The sequence below is a fragment of the Bacillus sp. FSL W7-1354 genome, from assembly GCF_038002405.1.
In the GTDB taxonomy this organism is placed as follows: domain Bacteria; phylum Bacillota; class Bacilli; order Bacillales; family Bacillaceae; genus Bacillus; species Bacillus paralicheniformis.
Genome location: NZ_JBBOCL010000001.1, coordinates 672,495 through 695,882 on the forward strand (window position 1 = coordinate 672,495; position 23,388 = coordinate 695,882).

Consider the following 23,388-nt stretch of genomic DNA (forward strand, 5'->3'; position numbering starts at 1 on the left):
AATGGTGAATAACGAAAACAGAGGGAATCCCAAAACAGATCTTGCCTACCGCAAAAAGAAAAACGCGGAGGACATGAGATATCAGGTTATTTCATTCGGTTTGATGATCGGCTTGACCCTTGTCGCTTTTTTAACGGTCGCCTCAGATGCAGGCGTATGGTTTACGGTGCCGTTCATTCTGCTGCTGGCCGTTATTCAGGTTGCATTTCAGCTGTACTACTTCATGCATATGAGTCAGCGGGGGCATGAAGCGCCGACTTTGTTCCTTTATTCGGGCGTTTTGGTCGCTTTTGTTACCGTTTTGGCTTTTGTGACGCTTATCTGGTGGTAATCGAACCGACATACAGAAAGGAGGATGCCTCATGTTGGGCAGCCTTGAAATATTCGGTTTTCGCGCCCTGTGGAGCCCCTATTTCCTAGGGGCTGTCGTTTTCATAACCGTCCTTTACTTTTTTCTGATGAAACGATTTGGATCAGAAGAAGAGCGGGCATCCAGGAAAGAAATCGGTTTATTCGTGACAGCGATGTTTCTTTTATACGCGTCTAAAGGCAGTCCGATTGATTTGCTGGGACATATTATGTTCAGCGCGCATATGGCGCAAATGGCGGTTTTGTATTTGATCGTACCGCCTTTGATCATCCTTGGCATACCGCCTTGGTTTTGGAAAAAGGTCATTTTTCTGCCGGTCGTCAAGCCGCTGTTCCGGTTTTTTTCAAAACCATTGATCGCGATTATCGTGTTTAACGGTTTATTTTCGATGTATCACATTCCTTTGGTGTTTGATTTTATTAAGACAGATGCCGTTTATCATGCCGTCATTACGGTGCTGATCTTCATTGCGGCGTTTTTCATGTGGTGGCCGCTCGTTCACAAGGTCGAGGAGCTTCCGCAAATGAACGGACTTTTGAAACTCGGCTACATTATGGCTGACGGCATTTTGCTGACACCGGCGTGCGCGCTGATCATGTTCAGCGATACGACCCTGTATTCGACATATTCAGATCCTTCCGCATGGGCGGAGGCAATGAAACTGTGCGTTCCTCTCGATACGCTGAGCGGAATGACGCTTACAGGTCCGGAAATGTTCAGCAGCATGCCTGTTCTGGAAGATCAGCAGCTTGGCGCGATCGTCATGAAAATCTTACAGGAAATCGTGTACGGGACATTTTTGGCGATTATCTTTTTCGGATGGGCGAGGAAGGAAAGAGCCAAAGACGAAAAAGAACTGGAAGAAGAACGATACTCGCCGTCTACGGTTCATTAAGATGAAAAAAGGGTACAGCCTCATCAGAGGGGCTGTACCCTTTTTATGTACGTCTGCTACACTTCAAGCGCTGAAACTTTTTCTTTGATTGAATTCAGCACCGTCTTGCTTGTTTTGAGGAGCTGCGGCGGGAAATGTTCGTTTTCACCGTATTCCACTCCATGCGGATAATAATATTTGCCCAGAAGCGGTGTCATCAGTTTGATGACCGCGCGCCGGGCGCCCACATCGCCTTCGACGGCATATCCGAACACGCGGAGGTAGTACCTGCCTTCCACCATATCGAATTTGCGGTCATATGTGACGCGTTCATAATCCCATTGGCCAGCTCTTACGAACCCTTCGTTTTCCATGATGTCGTCTAACCGGTTAAGGTCAGCAGTCAAGCCTTCGATACCGGATTCTTCAAATTTCATCCCGTAAAACCCCCTTTAAAAAATTACCTTTACTGACAATCATAGTATGAAAGCGTTAAACTTTCAATCCTGGCTTTAGCCGATATATAAATATTTTTGTGAACAGTATGAATCGCGGGCGGCTTGACGACAATATGAACAAACGAAAGACAAGAGGAGGTCTTCTGATTGACACGTGTGAAAGATATTATGACAAAGGAAATATTATATTGTACAGTTCTTGATAATGTGTACGAGGCTGCCGTGAAAATGAAAGACGGAAATGTCGGAGCGATTCCGGTTGTGCTTGATGACGGTTTGGAACTGGTTGGGATCGTTACTGACCGGGATTTGGTGCTGCGGGGGATCGCCGTTAAAAAACCAAATTCGCAAAAAATTACAAATGTCATGACGACGGATCTCATTACGGTAAGTGAAGACGATTCAATTGAAAAAGCGGTTGATCTCATGGGAGATTATCAGATCAGGAGGGTCCCGGTTACACGGGGAAAGACGCTTGCGGGCATCATTACGCTAGGCGATGTTTCAACCCACAAAAAATCAAACCGGCAGGCTGGCGACGCGCTGACATTTATATCGGAAAACGAAGAGAGGCCTGGAGATTTTCTTCATTAAAACATATTTTGTCGCACATCTTAATAGGCTGTATTATCATTGAAAATTCATGTCAGTTCTGTTTAAATGACACTAAAGGCAAGTTTTTGATGCGGTGCGCCGTTTTATGGATAGATTGATCCGTCAGTCGGAGGTGAAAGTTTGAAAAATATATTAAGAGCGATTGTGATCCTTCTCATCGTTGCGGCTTCATACACCCTGTTTATTCAATACGGTTCAACACCTGAGAAAATTGTGAAGGAAGACAAGCCGCAAGTCTCAAACGAGGATGCGAAAAAAGAGAAATCCTTGAACATTCCCGATTCCGGCTTGCTTTCTTTTATCGGAGAGTCGGCTGAGACGATCGAAAAGAAACTGGGGAAACCGGACAGGGTCGATCCTTCAGCATATGATTATGAATGGTGGGTCTATAGCCAAGGGGCAAAACAGTACGTTCAAATCGGCTTGCTTGGCGGCAAGGCCGTGACATTGTTTGCGACAGGCGACGGGTTGAACACCGCTCCGTTTAAAATTGGACGGCCGTCAAGGGAAGTTTTCAAAACCGCCCAGATCGCCCCGTATGTCAATGTTCAATATAAAGGCAGTTCATACCGTTTTGAGTTTTCTGAGGAAGACATGAATACAAGGCCGACGGTGAAAGTCGGAGACATTTATGTTCAGCTGTATATGGATAAATTCGAGGGGACGCTGTCAAGCATCAGGGCATTTGATGCGCCGACTTTCATCAAGCAAAGGCCGTATGAAGTTGTCTACAGAGGCACCCTGATCGAACCTCAAGCATTGACAGAATCGGATTGGAAAAAAATCGAGAAAGCAAATGAGAAGCAGATCTTTGATTTGACGAATGTCATCCGCGCAAGACACGGTCTTTCCCAGCTCTCTTGGGATGAAGGCGTATCAAAAGTGGCATACGGCCACAGCAGCGACATGAAAGAGCACCATTATTTCTCCCATGTGTCAGAAACAGAAGGCACGCTCAAAGACAGGCTGGAAAAAGGGAAAGTGAACTTTGAGCAGGCGGGGGAAAATATCGCGCTCAACTATGTCGACGGGCCTGCGGCGGTTGAAGGCTGGTTAAACAGCGAAGGACACAGAAAAGCGCTGTTAAATGCCGACTATACTCATCTCGGAGTCGGGGTGGACGAGAAATATTATACGCAGAACTTTATTAAAGAATGGCACTAGAGCCCGGGATCATACCCGGGTTTTTAGTTTTTAGAGAAAACCATGAAACTTTTAATGTTTGGTCTGCTGCTCACTCTTCCGCACGGACTCCTATAAAAAGAGGAATTTTTAGGCGAACACATTTTGCCGGGGCGGATTACACTATAGCAGGCATATGTTTTCGGAGGGGGTGTAGACGTTGGCAAATCAAAACGCGCAATCATCCATTGATGAATTTAAGCAATTTATTAAACGGCATCCTAAGTTGATTTCCGAAGTCCGGAAACAAGAAAAAAGCTGGCAGGAAGTATATGAAAACTGGGTTTTGCTCGGGGAAGACGATTCGATTTGGGATCCGTACAGGGAAAAAGAAGCTTCGGCAGAAAAGGAGCCTTCTGCTGGCGGCAAAAACGATTTCATTTCAAAAATGGTGACGGCCGTCCGAAAGATGGATGCCAATCAAATGAATGAGCAGATCAATAAAATGAGCCAGTCTATTTCTTCGCTGCAAAGCTTGCTCAGCCAGTTTTCGGGCGGAAGCCAAAAACAGCAGAATCAAAGCGGCGGCGAGCATCCGTTTTCTTTCCGAAAAGATTAGGGAAGGAGTCAGACATGCGTAAAGAAGTGCAAGAGTATGTGTTCGCTGATGAAGAGCGCCGCCGGTTCATCCGTGAGCAGCCGGTCTGGTACCGCAAGCTTTCGCGGAATCCGAATGACTTGTCAGCCTTTCATCTCGATATGATGAACTTTTATGAAAAAACGATTCCTCACAGGGTCAACCAGCTATCGGGCGGCATTCAGATGGCCCAGATGATGCTTCAAATGTTTCATGCGATGCGCACTCAGGATTAATTTAAAGCCTGAGTCTTTTTTTTATGATGATAAATCGCGTCATTCTGGCAAAGCTAGGTGTAAAGGAGTTGATCTGTGATGAAAAAGTGCTGGCTTGTAATCATGTTGTGCCTCTTGCTGGCCGGCTGCGCCACCCATAAACCAAAACCCAAGGGCGTTTCAGAATGGCGCGATGCAGCTTGTGCAAGCGAAGTTTTTGGAAAATAATAGTTTGGAGGCGGCACAGACATTTTTGAAAACGGCTGTTTTGTGATACACTATAGCTGGAGGTGCATGTCTATGTTTGCCACAATGGAATCGTTGCGGCTTCAAAATGAAGCATATGATTTGGCCAACATGATTCTTCAATCAGAGGCGGCTGAACATTACAGAAAATGCTACAAGCGTCTCCGCGAAGATGAAGAGGCCGGACGTATTATCGCTTCGTTTACGAAAATAAAAGAACAGTATGAGGATGTGCAGCGCTTTGGCAAGTATCATCCTGATTATAAAGAGATATCCAAGAAAATGAGGGAAATCAAACGGGAGCTTGACCTTCACGATACAGTAGCCGAATTTAAAAAGGCGGAAACCGAGCTGCAATCTATCCTAGATGAAGTCAGCGTGGAAATCGGTCAGGCTGTATCAAAACATATCAAAGTACCGACTGGAAACCCTTATTTTGATAATCTTTCATCTTGCGGCGGCGGCTGCGGGTCAGGCGGAAGCTGCGGCTGTAAAGTTTCCTGATGAGGCTCGGTCGCCCCGAGTCTCGTTTTTTTTAGAACTTCATGCACAGAGCGACAGGCAGGTGAACAATTTGGAAATCAGGCGTCAAGGCTTAATCGTTTGGCTGCACTCCTTGAAGCAGGCGAAAATGCTCAGGAAATTCGGAAATGTTCATTACGTTTCAAAGCGGCTGAAATATGTAGTGGTTTATTGCAATATGGAAGATGCCGAAAGAATCATCGCTAAAATACGTTCGTACTCTTTTGTCAAACAGGTGGATCTTTCATACAAACCGTTCTTGAAAATGGAGTTTGAATCCAAGCAGGATAAAGCGAAAGAATACGACTATAAAGCCGGGCTCTAACTTGCTTTATTTTAAAAAAATCCCCGCAGAAATACCTCTGCGGGGTCCTTCTATTCCTTAAAAATCAAGGAGAAGGCAAAGGGAGAGGAGAAACCGGAGGAAGAACTTATGGGGAAACGTAAGTCTTCTCCGCGGTTGGCAACAACATCAATCGATGCTGTTGCTATTATTATCACCACTGAGCCTTTTTGCTATACATATGAATTTGTACTTTGGGTGTTTGTGCCAGAAAACACTTTATGATAAGATAGGAATGATTTTTTTCGAGTTTTAAGAAAAAGTGGTGGAAGTATGAGAGTGATTTCTGGGACGTATAAGGGACGTGCCTTAAAAGCGGTTCCCGGCACGTCGACAAGGCCGACGACTGATAAAGTAAAGGAATCCATCTTTAATATGATCGGCCCGTATTTTGAAGGCGGCACGGGTCTTGATCTGTACGCGGGAAGCGGCGGATTGGGGATTGAAGCGCTGTCGCGGGGGTTTGACCGCTTCATTTTTGTCGACCGTGATTTTAAAGCGATTCAAACCGTAAAAGGCAATTTGAAAACACTGGGCTTGGAAAAACGGGCCGAGGTATACAGGAATGACGCTGAACGGGCTCTCCATGCGCTGGTGAAAAGGGGCGCAAGCTTTGACGCCGTCTTTTTGGACCCGCCATATCGAGAACAAAAGCTGGAAGCGCTTTTATCGAAGATTGATGAAGCGGATATGCTGACTGACAGAGGTTTTATTGTAGCTGAGCATGGGAAGGAAGTTATCCTTCCGACCGAGGCGGGCGGACTTCAGCTTGCCCGTCAGGAAATATACGGCTTAACAGGCGTGACCATATACAGAAAGAGAGGGAATGGGGATGGCTAGCATTGCCGTTTGTCCCGGAAGTTTTGATCCGGTGACTTTTGGACATTTGGATATCATCAGGCGCGGGGCGAAAGTGTTTGACAAAGTGTATGTATGCGTCTTGAACAATTCTTCGAAAAAGCCGCTGTTTACGGTGGAAGAACGCTGTGGGCTGCTTCGCGAAGTGACGAAGGATATCCCGAATGTGCAAGTGGAATCTTTCCAGGGGCTATTGATTGATTATGCAAAGAGCAAGCAGGCGAACGTCATCCTGCGAGGGCTTAGAGCGGTATCTGACTTTGAATACGAGATGCAGGGAACCTCGATGAACAAAGTGCTTGATGAAAATATTGAAACGTTTTTTATGATGACGAATAACCAATACTCATTCCTTAGTTCAAGCATTGTCAAAGAAGTGGCAAAATATAAAGGTTCAGTCGCAGAACTCGTGCCGGAAGCGGTCGAGGCTGCACTTGAAAAAAAGTTTGCAAAAAATGAGCGGCCGTAACCGGCTGCTCATTTTTTAGCAGGGGCGTAAGATTTGGCATAAAGAATGCTGTAAATGAGAAGGGTGCCGATCGTAAGGAGCGGACCAATCTCTGCCAACGCGTTCCACATCTGCAGAAAGAAAGATTCCGTTTTCCCGGCCGTCAGAAAGGAGAAGGCCGGCTCCGTCGGAGAATAGAACGATGTATAAAGAGGCTTCCAAAGAATAAGAACAAAGATCGCTGCATAAATGCCCTGGAGGATGCGGGCGATAAAAAACGGCTTAAAGCGAATATCGGTTTCAGCAAGAATGCCTGCAACCTGCGCCTGAACGCAGAAGCCGCTGAAACCCAAAATAAAGCTGACAATCACCGCTTGCTGGAGAAGCGCCGCATCCGTGGCACTGACCAGTTTGCTGCCGAGCGTAATTTCAAACAATCCCGATAATAACGGTTTATCAAAATCACCGGGGAATTGAAGAGCAGTCAAAATCATTCGTGTGGCGTGCGAAAGAATGTCGGTGATGTGCATCACAGAAAGAATGTTATTAAAAACCGAAAAAAGAATGATGAAGCCGCCCACCATTAACAGCGTTTGGACAGAAGAGATGACAGCATCGCTCAAAAGTTTGCCGAGCGGCCGCTTTTCTTCAAGTCTTGCCTGATGGAGCGCTTTTAAGGCTTCTTTAATAGAAGGCAAAGGAAGCTTCTTTCGCACAGCGGTGCGGTTCTCTTCTTTTCTTCCGTAAGTACGCATCGTCAACCCGACTGCGAAATTGCCCAAATAATGGGCTGCCGCAAGCACGACGCCGAGAGAAGGATTATGGAAAAAGCCGACCGCAACGGCTCCGAAAATAAACAGCGGGTTAGATGAGTTGGTGAACGAAGCGAGCCGCTCTGCTTCGACCCGTGAAATCTGCCGCTCTTGTCTCAGCCTTGAAGTCAGTTTTGCACCGGCCGGATTTCCTGATGCCATTCCCATCGCAAGCACGAACCCTCCGACGCCGGGAACGCGGAACACCGGTCTCATGAAAGGCTCTAGCAGCAGCCCGACAAACCTGACGACACCAAATCCGATCAAGAGCTCTGATAAAATAAAAAAAGGCAAAAGGGAAGGGAATACGACCTCCCACCACATGGCAAGTCCACTTTTAGAAGCGTCAAATGATTCTTGCGGATGGGTGATGACGGCGGCTGTAAACGAAAGCAGCAAAACGGCAATCATAAGTGTCTTTACCTTTGACATGTCCATTTCTAACCCCCTTTGCGGCTGTGAATACACATTGGAAACAGGATCATGATAAAATAAACGAAAAGCTTGCCCGATTTGTGCGGAAGCCTTCTCCGTGAAACTTCTTTATCATTATACGAAGGCTGGTCCTCATTTTAGACCACCAGATTGCAGATCGGCGATACAAATGAACCGGAAGCTGCTTGAGACTTGCTGAAGCCCTTCTCCTTAATAAGCATCAATAGAAGGTATGGCATACATCTGTGAATTCATGCAGGCTGAAAATTTGGAACCGGACCGAAGATGTGAGCCGGTGAAAATAAAGATGGAGGGTTACATATACATGCTGAAAAAAAGAATTATACGCATCGCATTACTGATCGTTATCATCACGGCCGCGCTGTCATTTGTGAAGCTGCCTTATTACATCACAGAACCCGGCGAAGCGACTGAGCTGAAACCTTTAATTAAAGTTGATAACGGCTATCCTGAAAAAGGGAGCTTTTCTTTAATGACAGTTAAAGTCGGCCCTGCAAATCCGCTTACTTACATGTGGGCAAAAGTGCGCCCTTACCACGAAATTCTTCCGGAAGAAAATTTCAAACAAGAAGGCGAATCTGATCAGGAATATATGAAGCGCCAGCTGCAAATGATGAGAGATTCCCAGGAAAATGCGATGATCGCCGCTTATAAGCGGGCCGGAAAAGAAGTCAGCTACACGTTTAACGGCGTATATGCCATGACGGTCGTCAGCGGCATGCCTGCAGAAGGGAAAATACAAGTCGGAGACAAAATTAAAAAAGCTGACGGAAAAACGTTCCGTTCAGCGGAGAGCTTCGTCCGCTACATCGAATCAAAAAAAGCCGGAGACCCCGTGAAAATCGTAGTTGAACGGGATAAAGAAGAAAAAACATATGAGATGAAGCTGAAAACATTTAAAGAAGATCCGAAGAGAGCCGGGCTTGGCGTATCCCTCATCACAGACCGCAATGTCAAGGTGAAGCCGGAGGTCGATATGGACATTGAAAACATCGGCGGTCCTTCGGCGGGGCTGATGATGTCAATGGAGATCTATAATCAGCTGACAAAAGAAGACGAGACGAAAGGACACCATATTGCGGGAACCGGAACGATCGATGACGAAGGCAAAGTCGGTCCGATCGGCGGCATCAGCCAGAAAGTCGTTGCCGCAGATAAGGCGGGAGCCGACATCTTTTTTGCTCCGAACGAAGGCGGAAAAAAAGGATCTAACTACGAAGAAGCGGTCAAAACGGCAAAAGATATTAAAACCGATATGAAAATCGTCCCTGTCGACACGATGGATGATGCGATTCATTATTTGGAAGATAAAGTGAAAACCGCCTGATGAGCAACATCAGGCGGTTTTATTTGCGCAAAAATATCCGGTTGTCTTCGTCATACCTGATCGGCGAAAGGGAATATTCCTGCTCTGTCAGCATCGTCCGCCCCGGCTCTTTGAGCGGGGCGCTGTATACTTGACCCGCTTTTATGTCGAGCTGAAGGGAAGGGTGGGAAAAAGATCCCGTCTTTGTAATAAGGGGTACGCTCAAGCTTTTTTTCTTTTCCGCTAAATAGGCCTGTCCTTTTTTTGTCATGCCGAGAAGTCTGATGTATGCCGGATACGGTTCGCTTAACATGCGCTTGACGTCGGCTTTCTTCGTTTTTGTGAGGATATGGGTGTTCATGCGCTGCAGCCTTGTCCACGTATAGCGCTTCGTTTTCAAAAGCTCCATGTATTCCTTAAATGAGCCTGCTTTTCGGATCGCTTTTTTGGCGCGGTGCTCAAGTCCTTCTTCCACTTCATAAATCCCTTTCAGCTCTTCTGTATCCATTGTATGGAGGCTGTATTTCAAAAAGGGGAAATAATCTTCGGGCGAGTGCCACATGCCGAAAGTCCGGGCGTATTCATCAAGCTCGTCGATCGATGGCTTTGGAAGGTAGAAGCGGCTGTTCGCGAGGCTTCCCGTTTCAAAGATCGATTTGCGTATGCTTGTGGCGCTTGCGATTCGGTCCGCTTCCGGGAAGGCCGAATCGTGATAGCCCGAGGATCGGCGCTTGACGGTTTCAGGCTTCATGCTCAATTGCTTTTGCACGATGGCTTTCACATAATGGAATCCGAGTATGTTGTTCGGCTTTGAAAGGTCAACAATGTTTCTGCCGTCTCCGGTTACAGCCCGGAACGCCTTTGCCATCGCTTGCGGGTAGCTCAGCCCAAACGCTATTTGTTTTTTTGCTTCTTCGTTGAGCCCGTCTTCGTGCTCTATCGTATGTGCGGCTGTATTGAGAAACGCCTCAATATCGCCGTGCTCGCTTCCGAAAAACAAAGAAGCACACCCTAACTCATTTAAAATCGCGACGGCGCCTTCAGCAAACGTTTCCGCTTTTTGAACAGCGAATATGTAAGGAAGTTCAACGACGACATCGGCAAAAGATGCGAGCGCCATCTTCGTTCGCGCCCACTTTGAGACGATGGCGGGTTCGCCGCGCTGCAAAAAGGAACCGCTCATAACGGCAACCGCCACCTCGCTCCGGGTTTCCGATTTTGCTTCCTTTATATGATATAAATGTCCGTTATGAAAAGGGTTGTATTCCACAACAAGGCCGACCGCTTTCATTTTTTCACCTCTCTTGCATCTCTTGAAATAGTTATGATACATTTACACATGGAATGTCCAGACGCCTAGCGAAAAACAGCATTTTTTCTAAGTGTATGAATTGTTGTTCACAATGTCAACGAATGAAAAGCGCAGGCGCATATCTGTAAAGAAAAAATATTGACAAAAAACATGATGAAAGCTATAATCATGTTTGTTGCTCACTTAGAGGTGATACAATGAAATGGACGATACATCAGTTGAATCAAATGCCGAAGAAAGACTTTGAATTTGATGAAACAGTTGATTTAAGCGAACTCTCTCAAAGCTCGGAAATACGCAGCATTTCACCGGTGCGGGTGAAAGGGCGCGCGGAATTCCGCTCAAAGCAGGCTGCATTTGATTTTACCATTTCAGGCGAGATGATCTTGCCTTGCTCAAGAACGCTTGTTGATGTTCGTTATCCATTCAGTATTTCTACAAAAGAACTGTTTATATTTCATAAGACCGAGGAATTGGAAGATGAAGACGTCCATATTGTTGAGGATGACCTCATCGACTTGACTCCGGTCGTGAAAGAAGAAATCCTTCTTGAGATCCCTATGCAAATCTTTTGTGAGTCTGTTCAAAAAGAAGAAGGTGCTCCGCAGGAGGGCAAGGATTGGCAGGTCATTACAGAAGATGACCGGAAAGACCGGATCGATCCGAGACTTGCCGGACTCGAGAAGCTCTTAAAACAAGATGATGAATCTTAACGCTCTTTAAGGAGGTGGGAATAATGGCTGTACCTTTTAGAAGAACTTCTAAAACGAAAAAAAGACTTCGTCGTACACACTTTAAATTGCAAGTGCCTGGTATGGTAGAATGCCCAAACTGTGGTGAGATGAAACTTTCACACCGCGTCTGCAAAGCATGTGGATCATACAAAGGAAAAGACGTAAAAAGCAACTAATCGTCAACAATGAAAAACACAAGACTTCAGGTCTTGTGTTTTTTTATTCCCTTCATCCTTTTATTTCCTGTAAAGAAAATAGTCTATCTACTCTATCAGCCGCATATGTATGAGGTAAATTCATAAAGTCATGGAGGGGGATAACATTTGACGATTACAAGGCAGGATGCATGGACACAGGATGAAGATATATTGCTGGCTGAGGTTGTTTTAAGGCACATTCGGGAAGGCGGCACACAGCTTTCAGCCTTTGAAGAAGTGGGCAAGGCTTTAAGCAGAACGGCCGCTGCCTGCGGATTCCGCTGGAATTCCTTTGTCAGAAAGCAATACCAATCAGGTATTGAACTGGCAAAAAAGCAGCGTAAAGAGCTGCGCAAAAAAATAGGCGTCCATTCTGCGAATCTTCCTGGATCTGTCAAAATGGTTTCCGGGAGCAATGCGGAAAATCTGACGCTCGATGATGTTATTCAATACCTTGAAAAGCTGAAAGAAGCCCCTGTTCAAAAAGACTTTATAGATGAGAAGAAAAAGCTCGCTGAAGAAATCAATGAGCTGAAACAAGAAGTTGAAAAGCTGCGAAGCGAAAATCAATCGCTGAAAAAACGGCTTGAATTGACGGAAGAGGACTATAAAGCCTTGATTGAAATCATGGAGAGAGCCCGAAAAATGGTCGTTCTTCAGGAAGGCGAACGAAACAAAAAGGTGAAGCCCCAGCCGGAGTCGAATGAAAATCTCGAGCCGCTTGAAAAATAGAAAACCGGCCATCCTCTTTCGGCCGGCTTTTTTCATTTAGGCTGATTCAGAACTTTGATTTGGTTCGCTCGCAGGATGCCAAACGAGCGGATTTTCCCCTTTATCCCGGGCCATATCGTATTTAACCGGTGTAAAGCCCATCTTGCTCCAAAAATCGGATGATTTGACACGCGGGCTTGTGCGAATCGGGAGTCCGAATGATTTGGCGAACTCCACCAGCATCGTACCGTAGCCGTTGCGCTGATACCCCGGCAAAACTTCAAGCTTCCAGAGCTCGAGGTAATCCTGGCCTTCTTCAAAGTATTGGTTGGTTTTTCCATCCGCTTTATACAGGCTCATTCTTGCGACGAGCCGATCCCCGTAATAGATGCCGTAAAAAGGTGAATTGCTGTCGTTTTCAATCATGTTGCTTTCAAGGTCCTCCAGCATGGAAAGCTCTTGAATCCCGTACTCCCTGAACTTTTTAAATTCTTCAAGCGTTTTGTAATTGATCAGCAAACGTTCGACTTTGACCATTATGTTACCCCCTTGTTTGTGGTCTACTTCTATTGTAAACGCTTTTTTCAAAAAATCCAAATGATAAAAATTTTCTAATATAATGAAGCGAAATGGTTCTGAATATTTGAAACAACTTACAAGTCAACGGCGAACATTTCTGCTATGATATACAGTATATGAAAAAATCAGGGTGTGAGCATGTGAAAATCGGAGTCATCGGAGGAGGCTCGGTCGGCCTCCTTTTTGCATACTATTTTTCATTCGGCCATGAAGTGACGGTGATCGCTCGGAGAAAGGAACAGGCTGAAGCGATTGAAGAAAAGGGAATCCGCCTTCTTGAAGACGAACAAGAGATGATCAGGAACGTCAGAGGCAGGACTGAACTTGATCCTGACTGCGATCTTCTTTTTGTTGCCGTAAAGGAGCATCAGCTCGGAGGCGTTCTGCCGGAACTGGAACAGGCCGCGCCTCGTGATATCATGTTCCTGCAAAATGGAATGGCCCATATTCCCGTGCTTGATAAATGGCAGACGGGCCACCGCATTTATACGGGATCTGTGGAACACGGCGCAGTCAGGGTGGATGACCGCACATTCCGGCACACGGGAAAAGGGGCCGTAAAATGGAGCGCGTTCCGAAGCCCATCCGCCTCCCGGCTGAAAAAAGAGCTCGCTTCAGTTCATGAAGCGTTCCCTTTTATTTGGTGCGAAGACTGGTATAAGACCCTCGCTGGAAAATTGATTGTCAATGCGTGCATCAATCCGCTGACGGCTCTTTTGCGGGTGGAAAACGGCGCACTGCTTGAAGAGCCGATGTATGAGGCCTATATGAAGCTCGTCTTTGAAGAAGCGAGCCGGATTTTGAAACTTGAAGACCGCCAAGCAGCATGGGACCATGTTCTTTCCGTTTGCCACCGGACAAAAAGCAACACGTCTTCGATGCTTGCCGATGTGCTGGCCGGAAGAAAAACGGAAGCCGATGCGATCATGGGCTATTTGCTGAAGCGGGCAAAAGAGTCAGAGGAGTCTGCTCCGCACCTTACCTTTTTATATCGCAGTATCAAGGCGCTTGAAAACGAATGGAGCTAAATCTTTTGACCGAATCGCGGAACGTGCTATACTCGTTTCGGAAAGCTAACTATTTACTGGAGAAAGGAAGTTCTAAAGATGCAGCTTACTGAACTTTCCATACAAAGTCAAAACCCTTTTGTTCGAGACTATATAAATGGAAAAAAGGAGATAGAGCCGTTTTTCGATTACGGCCTGAGCAATGAAAGTTGGAGTGTCCGTTTGGATGACCTTTCCTCCCGGACGTATGACCGCGATGCTTTAGCTGACTATTTGCTCGACTATCACAGCAAATTTCAATCGGCAAGCATGAATGAAACAATCGAACGGCTTCGCGATCCGAAAAGCGTCGTCGTTGTCGGAGGGCAGCAGGCCGGCCTTTTAACAGGTCCTCTTTACACTATACATAAAATCGTATCGATCCTTGTATTTGCAAAGCAAAAAGAACAAGAGCTGAACGTTCCGGTCATTCCGGTATTCTGGGTTGCGGGGGAAGACCACGATCTGGAAGAAATCAATCACGTCTACATTTCTGACGGGGGCAAGGTGAAAAAGCACAAGCTCCCGCAGTCTCACTGGAAAAAAAGCCAGGCGTCAAAAACGGCGCTCGATGCCGAAAAAGCTGAAAAGTGGCTGGACGGGATTTTTGCCTCATTTGAAGAAACGGAGTATACGAATGATCTTCTCAGCCATTTGCGCCGATGTTTAAGGCAGTCTCTTTCCTTCACCGATTTTTTCGAATATCTTGTTGCCGGCATGTTTGAACAAGACGGACTGATCCTTCTGAATTCCGGCGACCCGGGCATCAGAGCCCTTGAAGCGCGTTTTTTCCGGCAGCTGCTGAACAGAAACGACGAGCTGACCGATTCTGTCAAACGGCAGCAGGAATTCATGCAACAACTGGGCTACACACCGATTATCGAAGGAGCCGCACAGCATGCGAATCTTTTTTATGAGCACGACGGCGAGCGCTTTTTAATCGAAAAAGAAAACGGGGCGTTTTTTATAAAAGAGCTTCATCTTCAGTGGTCTGAAGCAGAGCTTTGCGATTTGATCTGCCAAAAGCCGGAAGCGTTCAGCAATAATGTCGTAACAAGGCCGCTCATGCAGGAATACCTTCTTCCGACATTGGCGTTCATCGCCGGTCCCGGAGAGATCAATTATTGGGGCGAGCTGAAAGGCGCTTTTCAGGTTATGGGCTATAAAATGCCGCCTGTCATACCGAGGCTTCAGGTTACATTCCTTGAGCGGCACATCGAAAAAAAGCTGGGCGAGCGGGGAATCGAACTCCGTGAATCGATTGAAAAGGGAGCCCGCGCCAAAAAAGAGCAGTATTTTGAAGATAAGGTTCCGAGCGGTTTTACCGATTCGGTCAAACAGGCGAAAGAAAAAATCGAAAACATCCATTCCGCTGTGCGCGCTGAAGCCCTCGAAATCGACGGGAGCCTCGGCCCCCTTTTAGAAAAAAACTCAGGCTTCATTCAAGACCAGCTCGAATTTTTGGAGAAAACGGTTATCAAAAGGATTGAAGAAAGAGAAAACTACATTTTGCGTGATTTTGACAAAATTCAAACGAGCATCAAGCCTTTAGACGCTCCGCAGGAGAGAATTTGGAACATCGTGTATTATTTGAACAAATACGGTCCGAATTTCTTGGAAAAATACAAGGATTTGCCATATTCATTTCAAAACATGCATCAAGTTGTCAAACTTTGAAATAATTTTTTAAAAAACCCTGAGTAGTTCAGGGTTTTTTTTTGTTCTAAAACAGTGTAAAATAAATTTGTGGAGAGAAGTGGTGGATAGTGGTGAGTTGAGGAACGAAAGTGGGGGCCGAGATCATGTTTATGGGTGAATACCAGCATACGATTGATTCAAAAGGCCGCATGATCATTCCGGCGAAATTCAGAGAAGGCCTCGGCGAGCAGTTCGTTCTGACGCGCGGGCTTGATCAGTGCCTGTTTGGCTACCCGATGTCCGAATGGAAACTCATCGAAGAAAAACTGAAGGCTCTTCCTCTTACGAAGAAAGATGCACGCGCTTTTACCCGCTTTTTTTTCTCCGGAGCCACCGAATGCGAATTGGACAAGCAGGGCCGGATCAACATTGCATCACCGCTTTTAAATTATGCAAAGCTTGAGAAGGAATGCGTGGTCATCGGAGTTTCAAATCGAATTGAATTGTGGAGCAAAGAGATTTGGGAACAATACGTAGAAGAGCAGGAAGATTCATTTGCCGAAATAGCTGAAAACATGATCGGATTTGATATATAATGAATCTTTGCGCATGCGGCGCTTCTGCAATCAGTTCATTTGAATAAAGGTGGGACTAGTAAAGAAATGTTTGAGCATACAACAGTATTATTAAAAGAAACAGTTGACGGTTTAAATGTAAAAGAAGACGGTACATATGTAGACTGTACATTAGGCGGTGCCGGTCACAGCGAATACTTGCTTTCACAGCTGTCTGAAAAAGGAAAGCTGGTCGCTTTTGACCAGGATGAAACCGCACTCCGCCACGCGAAGGAAAAACTGGCGGATCATGAAGGACAAGTCGTTTTCATAAAAAGCAATTTTCGGTATTTAAAAGACCGTCTAAACGAAATCGGCATCACGAAAGTGGACGGTGTTTTATTTGATTTAGGCGTCTCATCTCCTCAGCTGGATACACCTGAAAGGGGCTTCAGCTATCATCATGATGCACCTCTTGATATGCGAATGGACCTGTCGGCGGGCCTTTCGGCAAAGGAAGTCATCAATGAATGGCCTTATGAGGATCTCGTGAAAATCTTCTTTAAATACGGAGAAGAGAAGTTCAGCAAGCAAATCGCCAGGAAAATCGAAAAAGCAAGAGAACAATCGGCTATTGAAACAACAGGCCAGCTTGTCGATATCATCAAAGAGGCGATTCCCGCACCGGCAAGAAGAAGCGGCGGGCATCCGGCTAAACGGATCTTCCAGGCGATTCGAATTGCGGTAAACGATGAATTGAGAGTGTTTGAAGAAGCGCTTTTACAGGCGATTGAGGTACTGAAGCCGGGCGGAAGGGTATCGGTCATCACGTTCCACTCGCTGGAAGACCGGATCTGCAAATCGACATTTAAAGAGATGTCATCGCCTCCTGAACTGCCTCACGGACTGCCCGTGATCCCCAAGGAGTTTGAACCGAAATTAAAGTTAGTCAACAGAAAGCCGATCACAGCTTCTGAAGAGGAGCTTGAACACAATAACCGTGCGCGCTCAGCGAAGCTGCGCATCGCGGAAAAAGCACGAGAGTGAGCTGTACGAATTAAAAGGAGGTCATCAGTCTATGAGCAATTTGGCTTATAAAGTAGAAAAACAGCAACGACAGACAAACAGTGCAGAACAATCCGTTATCATCCGGAGAAGAGCATCGATAACGCTTGGGGAAAAGGTACTGATTGTGCTTTTTGCCCTGGCTGTACTCAGCGCTTCACTTTTTATGATTTCAAAGGCTTTTGCCGCGTATCAGACCAATATTGAAATTCAAAAGCTCGAAAAGAAGGTTGAAACGGAAAGCAGCAGAGTTGATGACCTCGAAAAAGAAGCCGATATGCTGAAAGAGCCGGACCGTATCATGGACATCGCCCGGAAAAAAGGCCTTAAATTAGGTGATAAAAAAGTGAAAGACATACAGGAATGATGCACAATGCCGAAAAAAAATAAATTCATGAACAGAGGAGCGGCAATACTCAGTATTTGTTTTGCCCTCTTTTTCTTTGTTATCGTAGGACGATTTGCGTTTATTCAAGCGACGGGAAAAGTGAACGGCGAAGTGCTTGCACAGAAGGCGAACGAACAGTATGAGAAAAAGCGGACGATCGAAGCCCACCGGGGATCGATCCTTGACCGGAACGGAAAAGTGCTTGCCGAAGACACTTCGACATACAAGCTCGTCGCGATTATGAGCAAAAAGATGGAACCTCAATACGTGAAAAACAAGCAGCTGACGGCTGAGAAGCTTGCGCCGATTCTCGGTATGGATGAGGGGAAAGTGCTCGATATTCTCAATAAAAAAGGAGCGTTTCAGGTTGAATTCGGATCGGCGGGGCGGGATTTGACATATGCCCAAAAAGAAAAAATCGAAAAGCTGAAGCTGCCTGGCATCGTGTTCACCCGCGATACGAAGCGCTACTATCCAAACGGAATCTTCGCTTCCAATCTCATCGGCTATTCGCAGATCAACGCAAAAACAGGTGAAATGCAAGGCATGATGGGCCTTGAAAAAACGCTCAACGATTATTTGAAAGAAACGGACGGATACATGACGTACGACACCGACAGAACGGGCTGGCGCCTGCCGAACAGCAACGAAAATATTAAAGCGCCAAACAACGGAGACAACGTGTATTTGACGATCGATCAAAAAATCCAGGCGTTTTTGGAGGACAGCATGACGACCGTCCAAAAAGAATACAAGCCGAAGAAGATTATGGCGGCGGTCGTTGATCCGAAAACGGGCAAAGTGCTCGCGATGGGGCAAAGGCCGAGCTTCAACCCGAACGTGCGCGATGTCACGAACTATTACAACGACCTTGTCTCCTACAGCTTTGAGCCAGGCTCAACGATGAAGATTTTCACATTGGCGGCAGCCATCCAAGAAGGCGTATATAATGGAGGAGAACAATACAAGTCTGGATCATATTCGGTGTCTAAAAAAGATAAGCCGATTAAAGACCATAATGGCGGCAACGGCTGGGGCCCGATCACATTTAATGAAGGTGTTGAACGCTCCTCAAACGTCGCGTTTGCGATCCTTGCCAATGATAAACTCGGCACAGACCGCTTCAATCAATATTTGCGGAAGTTCCATTTTTACGACAAAACGGGCATCGACCTGCCTGGAGAAGCGAACAGCAAAATCAATTTTGAATATTTGCGTGATAAAGTATCAACTGCCTTTGGTCAAAGTTCAGCGGTCACGCCGATCCAGCAGCTTCAGGCCGCGACAGCGATCGCGAATAACGGAAAAATGATGAAGCCTTATGTCATCGATCATGTCGTTGATTCTGACAAAAACAAAACGATTTATCAAAATAAACCGGAAAAAGTCGGACAGCCGATCTCTGCCAAAACGGCAAAAGAAGTGCGCGACCTGTTGGGAAAAGTCGTCACATCTGATAAAGGGACGGGGAAGCCGTACAAGATCGAAGGATTTGATGTCGCCGGAAAAACCGGTACGGCGCAAATTGGCGGAGAAGACGGCAGATATTTGACCGGCCGCGAAAACTACGTGTTCTCCTTCATGGGCATGGCGCCGAAGGACGATCCGCAGCTTCTCGTTTATGTAGCCGTACAGCAGCCGCAATTAAAGGCTACGGAAACAGGTTCTGCTCCGGTATCAAAAATTTTCAATCCGGTGATGAAAAACAGTCTTCACTATTTAAATATCACACCGACAGAGACCAAAAAAGAAGAAAAGCAGGAAGAAAAACAGCTGGAAATGCCTGATTTCACCGGCAAACGAGCCAAATCCGCCGAAAAAGAGGCGCAAAACAGCAGCTTTGTTCCGGTTACGATCGGCGATGGCTTGGCTGTGAAAGAACAGTACCCGAAAGCGGGAGAAGCCGTCCTGCCGAATCAGAGGGTCTTCCTGAAGGCCGACGGGAAAATCACACTGCCTGATATGACGGGCTGGTCAAAGCGTGACGCCCTCCGCTTCGGCGCCATGGCAGGCATTCATATCGAAACGAGCGGCCAGGGTTATGTGAAAAGCCAAAATGTAAAAGCAGGCAAAGAATTAAAAGCCAACTCGGTCGTAAAAGTCAGATTGAAAAACGAATAGATCCCGTCTAAAAGGCTATCGGCTCAGAGTCGATAGCCTTCCGTTTGGGCGCGGCCGCCTCCTGAGCATATAAAAATAAGGGCCGTTCTATCAAAACGCTCCAAGGCATAAAATGAAACAAGCCTAAATAAGGAGTGAACGGTCTCTTGCGCGTTTCCAATGTAACGGTCAGAAAACGTTTAATATTCGTTCTGCTTTTTGGTGTGATCATCTTTTTGATTATTGATACAAGGCTCGGATACGTTCAGTTCGTTCTGGGGGATAAACTGACGACATTAGCTAAAGATTCGTGGAGCCGGAACCTTCCTTTTGAGCCGGAAAGGGGCGAAATATTGGACAGGAACGGCGTCAAGCTGGCGACAAACCAAAGCGCGCCATCGGTTTTGGTTGTACCGAGGCAGGTTGAAAATCCGATCAAAACGAGCAAACTGCTGGCCAGCGTGTTGAATATGTCGGAAGAAAAAGCGTACAAACATGTCACGAAAAAAACGTCAATTGAAAGGATTAATCCCGAGGGCCGGAAAATTTCCCATGAGAAAGCAAAAGAAGTCAGAGATCTCAACTTGAAAGGCGTATACATTGCAGAAGATTCGATCCGCCATTACCCGTTCGGCAGCTATCTGTCCCATGTGCTCGGATTCGCGGGCATTGACAACCAGGGTCTGCTTGGCCTCGAAGCTTTTTATGACAAAGAGTTGAAAGGTGAAAAGGGCTATGTGAAATTTTATTCTGATGCAAAAGGCAAGAGGATGCCGGGGGAGGCGGATGACTATACACCGCCGAAAGACGGGCTTGATATGAAGCTGACGATTGATTCAAAGGTGCAGACGATTATGGAGCGGGAGTTTGATATCGCAGAAGCGAAGTATAACCCGGACGGAATGGTCGGTGTTGCGATGAACCCGAAAAACGGGGAGATATTGGCGATGGTCAGCCGGCCGGACTTTGACCCCGCAAACTACAAATCAATCGATCCTAAAGTCTATAATCGGAACTTGCCTGTATGGAGCACATATGAGCCCGGTTCGACTTTTAAAATCATCACGCTTGCCGCAGCTTTGGAAGAGAACAAAGTCAACCTCCAAAAAGATCACTTCTATGATAAGGGTTCCGTTGAAGTGGACGGCGCAAGGCTGAAATGCTGGAAGCGCGGCGGACACGGCGCACAATCGTTTCTTGAAGTCGTCCAAAATTCGTGCAACCCGGGATTTGTTGAGCTTGGTCAGCGGCTCGGCAAAGAAAAACTGTTCAGCTACATTAAAAATTTCGGCTTCGGACAAAAAACCGGGATCGATCTACAAGGCGAAGGAACGGGCATCTTATTCCCGCTTGACCGCGTCGGTCCTGTAGAGCAGGCGACAACCGCTTTCGGCCAGGGGGTATCGGTGACACCGATCCAGCAGGTCGCAGCTGTTTCTGCAGCTGTCAACGGCGGAACGCTGTATACGCCGTATATTGCCAAAGAGTGGATTGATCCCGTAACAAAACAAACAGTGAAAAAACAGACGCCGATCGCCAAAAGAAAAGTGATTTCTGAAGAGGCATCGAAACAGATCCGGTACGCGCTGGAGAGCGTTGTCGCCCAGGGGACGGGGCGGAACGCTTTTGTCGACGGCTACCGGGTGGGCGGCAAAACCGGTACGGCGCAAAAAGTCAAGGACGGGAAATATTTAAAAAACAATCACATCGTCTCGTTTATCGGAACGGCTCCTTCAGATGATCCGAGCATCGTCGTTTACGTCGCCGTCGACAATCCGAAAGGCACGATTCAATTCGGGGGTACAGTTGCAGCGCCGATCGTCGGAAACATCATGAGAGACAGCCTTCCACAGCTCGGCGTTAAGAAGCGGAAAGATCAGATTGAACGCAAATATCAATGGCTGGACAAAAAGCTGATCGAGGTCCCGAACCTTATAGGGCTTTCCGTGACAGAGCTTGAACCATTGCTGATCAACCTCAGGCTGAAAGCTTCCGGAAAAGGCGATGTCGTCGTTCAGCAGTCCCCTAAGCCGGGCGAAAAAGTAAAAGAAGGATCGACCATTCGCATTTACCTTGACAATAAAGACGGAGCCTCTGATTAATTCGGATCATGATAAGGAGCGGCAACCGGCTGATGTCCGGGGGCCGTTCCTCCTAAAAAATATATAGATTTTAAAGGATTAGCTGGATGTATCCTCTTTTTTACGCTAAAATATGAACTGTATGTCTGCATGCAGCTCGTGCGGTTAATCAACGCAGGAACATATGACAACGAATGAAGAATGATTAGACTTGAGAGGTTTGATACGATGAAATTAACAAAGCTTCTTACATATTTAAAAAATGCACCTTCCTATGCCGGCCAAGAAGACCCTGATATAACTTCAATTGAGATGGACTCCAGGGAAGTCAAGACAGGGAGTCTTTTTGTTTGTATAAAAGGCTATACAGTCGACGGGCATGACTACGCCCGGCAAGCCGCTGAAAAAGGGGCTGCCGCTATCGTGGCGGAAAGGGAAGTTGACGCCGATGTGCCGGTGATCATCGTCCGCCATACGAAGAGAGCGCTTGCCGTGCTGTCGGACGCCTTTTACGGACAGCCGACGAAGCAGCTGAAGCTGATCGGCATTACAGGCACAAACGGCAAGACATCGACTTCTCACATGGTGGAGGAGATCTTTAGAAAAGCCGGGAGCCGCACAGGACTGATCGGCACGATGTACACGAAAATCCATGACGAAACGTTCGATGCAAAAAATACGACGCCGGAAAGCGTCACACTTCAAAAAACGTTTAGAAAAATGGTTGATCAGGATGTGGATACAGCCGTCATGGAAGTGTCTTCACACGCTCTCCACATGGGCCGGGTCCACGGGTGTGATTACGATATCGCCGCATTTACGAACCTGACTCAGGACCACCTTGACTACCACCGGACAATGGAAGAATATAAACATGCGAAAAGTCTGCTTTTCTCTCAGCTCGGCGGATCTTTTAACCACGATACACCGAAGTGGGCCGTGCTGAATGCGGATGACCCTGCTTCAGCGTATTTCGCCCAAGTGACGTCAGCACACCTTTTGACATACGGAATTCAAAACGATGCCGATGTCATGGCTGAAAATATCAAAATGGCTCCGAAAGGGACAACCTTTGATCTGGTGACGCCCAAAGGTACTGCACAAGTAACGATTCCGCTTGTCGGCCTCTTTAACGTCTACAATGTTTTAACGGCCGCGGGGATCGCACTAGCAGCGGATATCCCGTTTGCCACGATCACAGAAGGAATTGAAGGGCTGAAAGGCGTCAGAGGAAGATTTGAGCTTGTGGACGCCGGCCAGGACTTTCCGGTAATCGTCGACTATGCCCATACTCCTGACAGCCTCGAAAATGTCTTGAACACGTGCAGAGGCTTAACGGAAGGAAAGCTGTTTGTCGTCGTCGGCTGCGGAGGGGACCGCGATAAGACGAAGCGTCCGAAAATGGCGAAAATTGCCGTTGACCTTGCCGATGAACCGGTCTTTACAGCCGATAATCCGAGAAGCGAAGACCCGCTCGCCATTTTAAACGATATGGAGGAAGGCGTAAAAGGGGCTTACTATCACAGCATCGTCAACCGTGAGCAGGCGATCTTTTTTGCCATTGCAAACGCCAAAAAAGGCGATGTCGTCCTGATCGCAGGCAAAGGCCATGAAACCTATCAGCAGATCGGCGGTCAAACCTTTGATTTTGATGATGCTGAGGTGGCCAAAAGAGCCATTCTTGAGCTGAAATAACCGAAA

At 46.7% G+C, this 23,388-nt stretch carries 28 protein-coding genes; 24 read left to right on the top strand and 4 right to left on the bottom strand.

Annotated features, from left to right (window positions below; all coding sequences use genetic code 11):
* Position 1: 1 nt before the first annotated feature.
* Together ctaF and ctaG are read left to right on the top strand one after the other, a co-directional pair.
* Entirely contained in the window at positions 2–331 is a 330-nt protein-coding gene (gene ctaF, locus MKZ04_RS03570) for a cytochrome c oxidase subunit IVB (protein ID WP_020451276.1), read from the top strand.
* Positions 332–365: 34 nt separating this feature from the next.
* On the top strand, positions 366–1,265 hold the full coding sequence (gene ctaG, locus MKZ04_RS03575) for a cytochrome c oxidase assembly factor CtaG (RefSeq protein WP_025811368.1): 900 nt from the start codon (positions 366–368) through the stop codon (positions 1,263–1,265).
* Between the two features lie 56 nt (positions 1,266–1,321).
* Here the strand turns inward: ctaG and MKZ04_RS03580 are convergent, their stop codons facing one another.
* A complete protein-coding gene (locus MKZ04_RS03580; protein WP_020451278.1) occupies positions 1,322–1,681 on the bottom strand; it encodes a YugN family protein in 360 nt (119 codons plus the stop codon).
* A gap of 168 nt (positions 1,682–1,849) precedes the next feature.
* On the opposite strand from MKZ04_RS03580, the gene MKZ04_RS03585 reads away from it, so the two are divergent.
* The 10 genes from MKZ04_RS03585 (at position 1,850) to coaD (ending at position 6,729) form a co-directional block, all read left to right on the top strand.
* Positions 1,850–2,296, top strand: a complete 447-nt coding sequence (locus MKZ04_RS03585) for a CBS domain-containing protein (protein WP_023857262.1) — start codon at positions 1,850–1,852, stop codon at positions 2,294–2,296.
* A 141-nt stretch (positions 2,297–2,437) separates the two neighbouring features.
* Positions 2,438–3,481: a CAP domain-containing protein gene (locus MKZ04_RS03590; RefSeq protein WP_020451280.1), complete on the top strand. Its 1,044-nt coding sequence runs from the start codon at positions 2,438–2,440 to the stop codon at positions 3,479–3,481.
* Between the two features lie 178 nt (positions 3,482–3,659).
* Complete coding sequence (locus MKZ04_RS03595; protein ID WP_020451281.1) at positions 3,660–4,058, top strand: YlbD family protein; 399 nt, start codon at positions 3,660–3,662, stop codon at positions 4,056–4,058.
* Positions 4,059–4,072: 14 nt separating this feature from the next.
* Positions 4,073–4,312, top strand: a complete 240-nt coding sequence (locus MKZ04_RS03600; RefSeq protein ID WP_020451282.1) for a YlbE-like family protein — start codon at positions 4,073–4,075, stop codon at positions 4,310–4,312.
* 78 nt (positions 4,313–4,390) lie between these two features.
* A complete protein-coding gene (locus MKZ04_RS03605; protein ID WP_256163750.1) occupies positions 4,391–4,519 on the top strand; it encodes a hypothetical protein in 129 nt (42 codons plus the stop codon).
* A 72-nt stretch (positions 4,520–4,591) separates the two neighbouring features.
* Positions 4,592–5,041 (top strand): YlbF family regulator, encoded by a 450-nt coding sequence (locus MKZ04_RS03610; protein ID WP_020451283.1) that lies wholly within the window; start codon positions 4,592–4,594, stop codon positions 5,039–5,041.
* Positions 5,042–5,111: 70 nt separating this feature from the next.
* Positions 5,112–5,384, top strand: a complete 273-nt coding sequence (locus MKZ04_RS03615; RefSeq protein WP_009328559.1) for a YlbG family protein — start codon at positions 5,112–5,114, stop codon at positions 5,382–5,384.
* A gap of 108 nt (positions 5,385–5,492) precedes the next feature.
* On the top strand, positions 5,493–5,627 hold the full coding sequence (locus tag MKZ04_RS03620) for a hypothetical protein (protein WP_256163752.1): 135 nt from the start codon (positions 5,493–5,495) through the stop codon (positions 5,625–5,627).
* A gap of 48 nt (positions 5,628–5,675) precedes the next feature.
* The gene (gene rsmD, locus MKZ04_RS03625; RefSeq protein WP_020451284.1) at positions 5,676–6,242 is read left to right on the top strand and encodes a 16S rRNA (guanine(966)-N(2))-methyltransferase RsmD; all 567 of its coding nucleotides are present in this window, start codon (positions 5,676–5,678) and stop codon (positions 6,240–6,242) included.
* Positions 6,235–6,729, top strand: a complete 495-nt coding sequence (coaD, locus tag MKZ04_RS03630; protein WP_020451285.1) for a pantetheine-phosphate adenylyltransferase — start codon at positions 6,235–6,237, stop codon at positions 6,727–6,729. Before rsmD ends, coaD begins: the two co-directional genes overlap by 8 nt.
* An 8-nt stretch (positions 6,730–6,737) precedes the next feature.
* On the opposite strand, the gene ylbJ is transcribed toward coaD, so the two are convergent.
* Positions 6,738–7,958 (bottom strand): sporulation integral membrane protein YlbJ, encoded by a 1,221-nt coding sequence (gene ylbJ / locus MKZ04_RS03635; protein ID WP_020451286.1) that lies wholly within the window; start codon positions 7,956–7,958, stop codon positions 6,738–6,740.
* A gap of 322 nt (positions 7,959–8,280) precedes the next feature.
* On the opposite strand from ylbJ, the gene MKZ04_RS03640 reads away from it, so the two are divergent.
* Positions 8,281–9,303: a SepM family pheromone-processing serine protease gene (locus tag MKZ04_RS03640; protein WP_020451287.1), complete on the top strand. Its 1,023-nt coding sequence runs from the start codon at positions 8,281–8,283 to the stop codon at positions 9,301–9,303.
* A 19-nt stretch (positions 9,304–9,322) separates the two neighbouring features.
* On the opposite strand, the gene MKZ04_RS03645 is transcribed toward MKZ04_RS03640, so the two are convergent.
* Complete coding sequence (locus MKZ04_RS03645) at positions 9,323–10,573, bottom strand: nucleotidyltransferase (protein ID WP_035338835.1); 1,251 nt, start codon at positions 10,571–10,573, stop codon at positions 9,323–9,325.
* Between the two features lie 218 nt (positions 10,574–10,791).
* Here MKZ04_RS03645 and MKZ04_RS03650 point away from each other — a divergent pair, with 218 nt between their 5' ends.
* The 3 genes from MKZ04_RS03650 to gerR all read left to right on the top strand — a co-directional run bounded on the left by MKZ04_RS03650 (position 10,792) and on the right by gerR (position 12,257).
* Positions 10,792–11,307: a YceD family protein gene (locus MKZ04_RS03650; RefSeq protein ID WP_023857255.1), complete on the top strand. Its 516-nt coding sequence runs from the start codon at positions 10,792–10,794 to the stop codon at positions 11,305–11,307.
* Between the two features lie 23 nt (positions 11,308–11,330).
* Entirely contained in the window at positions 11,331–11,504 is a 174-nt protein-coding gene (gene rpmF / locus MKZ04_RS03655; protein WP_003181522.1) for a 50S ribosomal protein L32, read from the top strand.
* 147 nt (positions 11,505–11,651) lie between these two features.
* Positions 11,652–12,257, top strand: coding sequence for a sporulation-specific transcriptional regulator GerR (gerR, locus tag MKZ04_RS03660; protein WP_195536276.1), 606 nt, complete (start codon positions 11,652–11,654; stop codon positions 12,255–12,257).
* A gap of 36 nt (positions 12,258–12,293) precedes the next feature.
* Here the strand turns inward: gerR and MKZ04_RS03665 are convergent, their stop codons facing one another.
* Positions 12,294–12,773, bottom strand: coding sequence for an N-acetyltransferase (locus MKZ04_RS03665; RefSeq protein ID WP_020451291.1), 480 nt, complete (start codon positions 12,771–12,773; stop codon positions 12,294–12,296).
* Positions 12,774–12,955: 182 nt separating this feature from the next.
* Here MKZ04_RS03665 and MKZ04_RS03670 point away from each other — a divergent pair, with 182 nt between their 5' ends.
* The 8 genes from MKZ04_RS03670 (at position 12,956) to MKZ04_RS03705 (ending at position 23,382) form a co-directional block, all read left to right on the top strand.
* Positions 12,956–13,843 (top strand): 2-dehydropantoate 2-reductase, encoded by an 888-nt coding sequence (locus tag MKZ04_RS03670; RefSeq protein WP_341045318.1) that lies wholly within the window; start codon positions 12,956–12,958, stop codon positions 13,841–13,843.
* Between the two features lie 78 nt (positions 13,844–13,921).
* Positions 13,922–15,538, top strand: coding sequence for a bacillithiol biosynthesis cysteine-adding enzyme BshC (gene bshC, locus MKZ04_RS03675; RefSeq protein WP_020451293.1), 1,617 nt, complete (start codon positions 13,922–13,924; stop codon positions 15,536–15,538).
* 125 nt (positions 15,539–15,663) lie between these two features.
* Entirely contained in the window at positions 15,664–16,095 is a 432-nt protein-coding gene (gene mraZ / locus MKZ04_RS03680; RefSeq protein ID WP_341045321.1) for a division/cell wall cluster transcriptional repressor MraZ, read from the top strand.
* Positions 16,096–16,161: 66 nt separating this feature from the next.
* Positions 16,162–17,100 carry a 16S rRNA (cytosine(1402)-N(4))-methyltransferase RsmH gene (gene rsmH / locus MKZ04_RS03685; protein WP_020451294.1) on the top strand — a complete coding sequence of 313 codons (939 nt, stop codon included), beginning with the start codon at positions 16,162–16,164 and terminating at the stop codon, positions 17,098–17,100.
* 31 nt (positions 17,101–17,131) lie between these two features.
* Positions 17,132–17,485 carry a cell division protein FtsL gene (gene ftsL / locus MKZ04_RS03690; RefSeq protein ID WP_043927563.1) on the top strand — a complete coding sequence of 118 codons (354 nt, stop codon included), beginning with the start codon at positions 17,132–17,134 and terminating at the stop codon, positions 17,483–17,485.
* A 6-nt stretch (positions 17,486–17,491) separates the two neighbouring features.
* Positions 17,492–19,627 (top strand): penicillin-binding protein, encoded by a 2,136-nt coding sequence (locus MKZ04_RS03695; protein ID WP_341045323.1) that lies wholly within the window; start codon positions 17,492–17,494, stop codon positions 19,625–19,627.
* A 146-nt stretch (positions 19,628–19,773) separates the two neighbouring features.
* On the top strand, positions 19,774–21,708 hold the full coding sequence (locus MKZ04_RS03700) for a stage V sporulation protein D (protein WP_020451297.1): 1,935 nt from the start codon (positions 19,774–19,776) through the stop codon (positions 21,706–21,708).
* Positions 21,709–21,915: 207 nt separating this feature from the next.
* Positions 21,916–23,382, top strand: a complete 1,467-nt coding sequence (locus MKZ04_RS03705) for a UDP-N-acetylmuramoyl-L-alanyl-D-glutamate--2,6-diaminopimelate ligase (protein ID WP_020451298.1) — start codon at positions 21,916–21,918, stop codon at positions 23,380–23,382.
* The last annotated feature ends 6 nt before the right edge of the window (positions 23,383–23,388 follow it).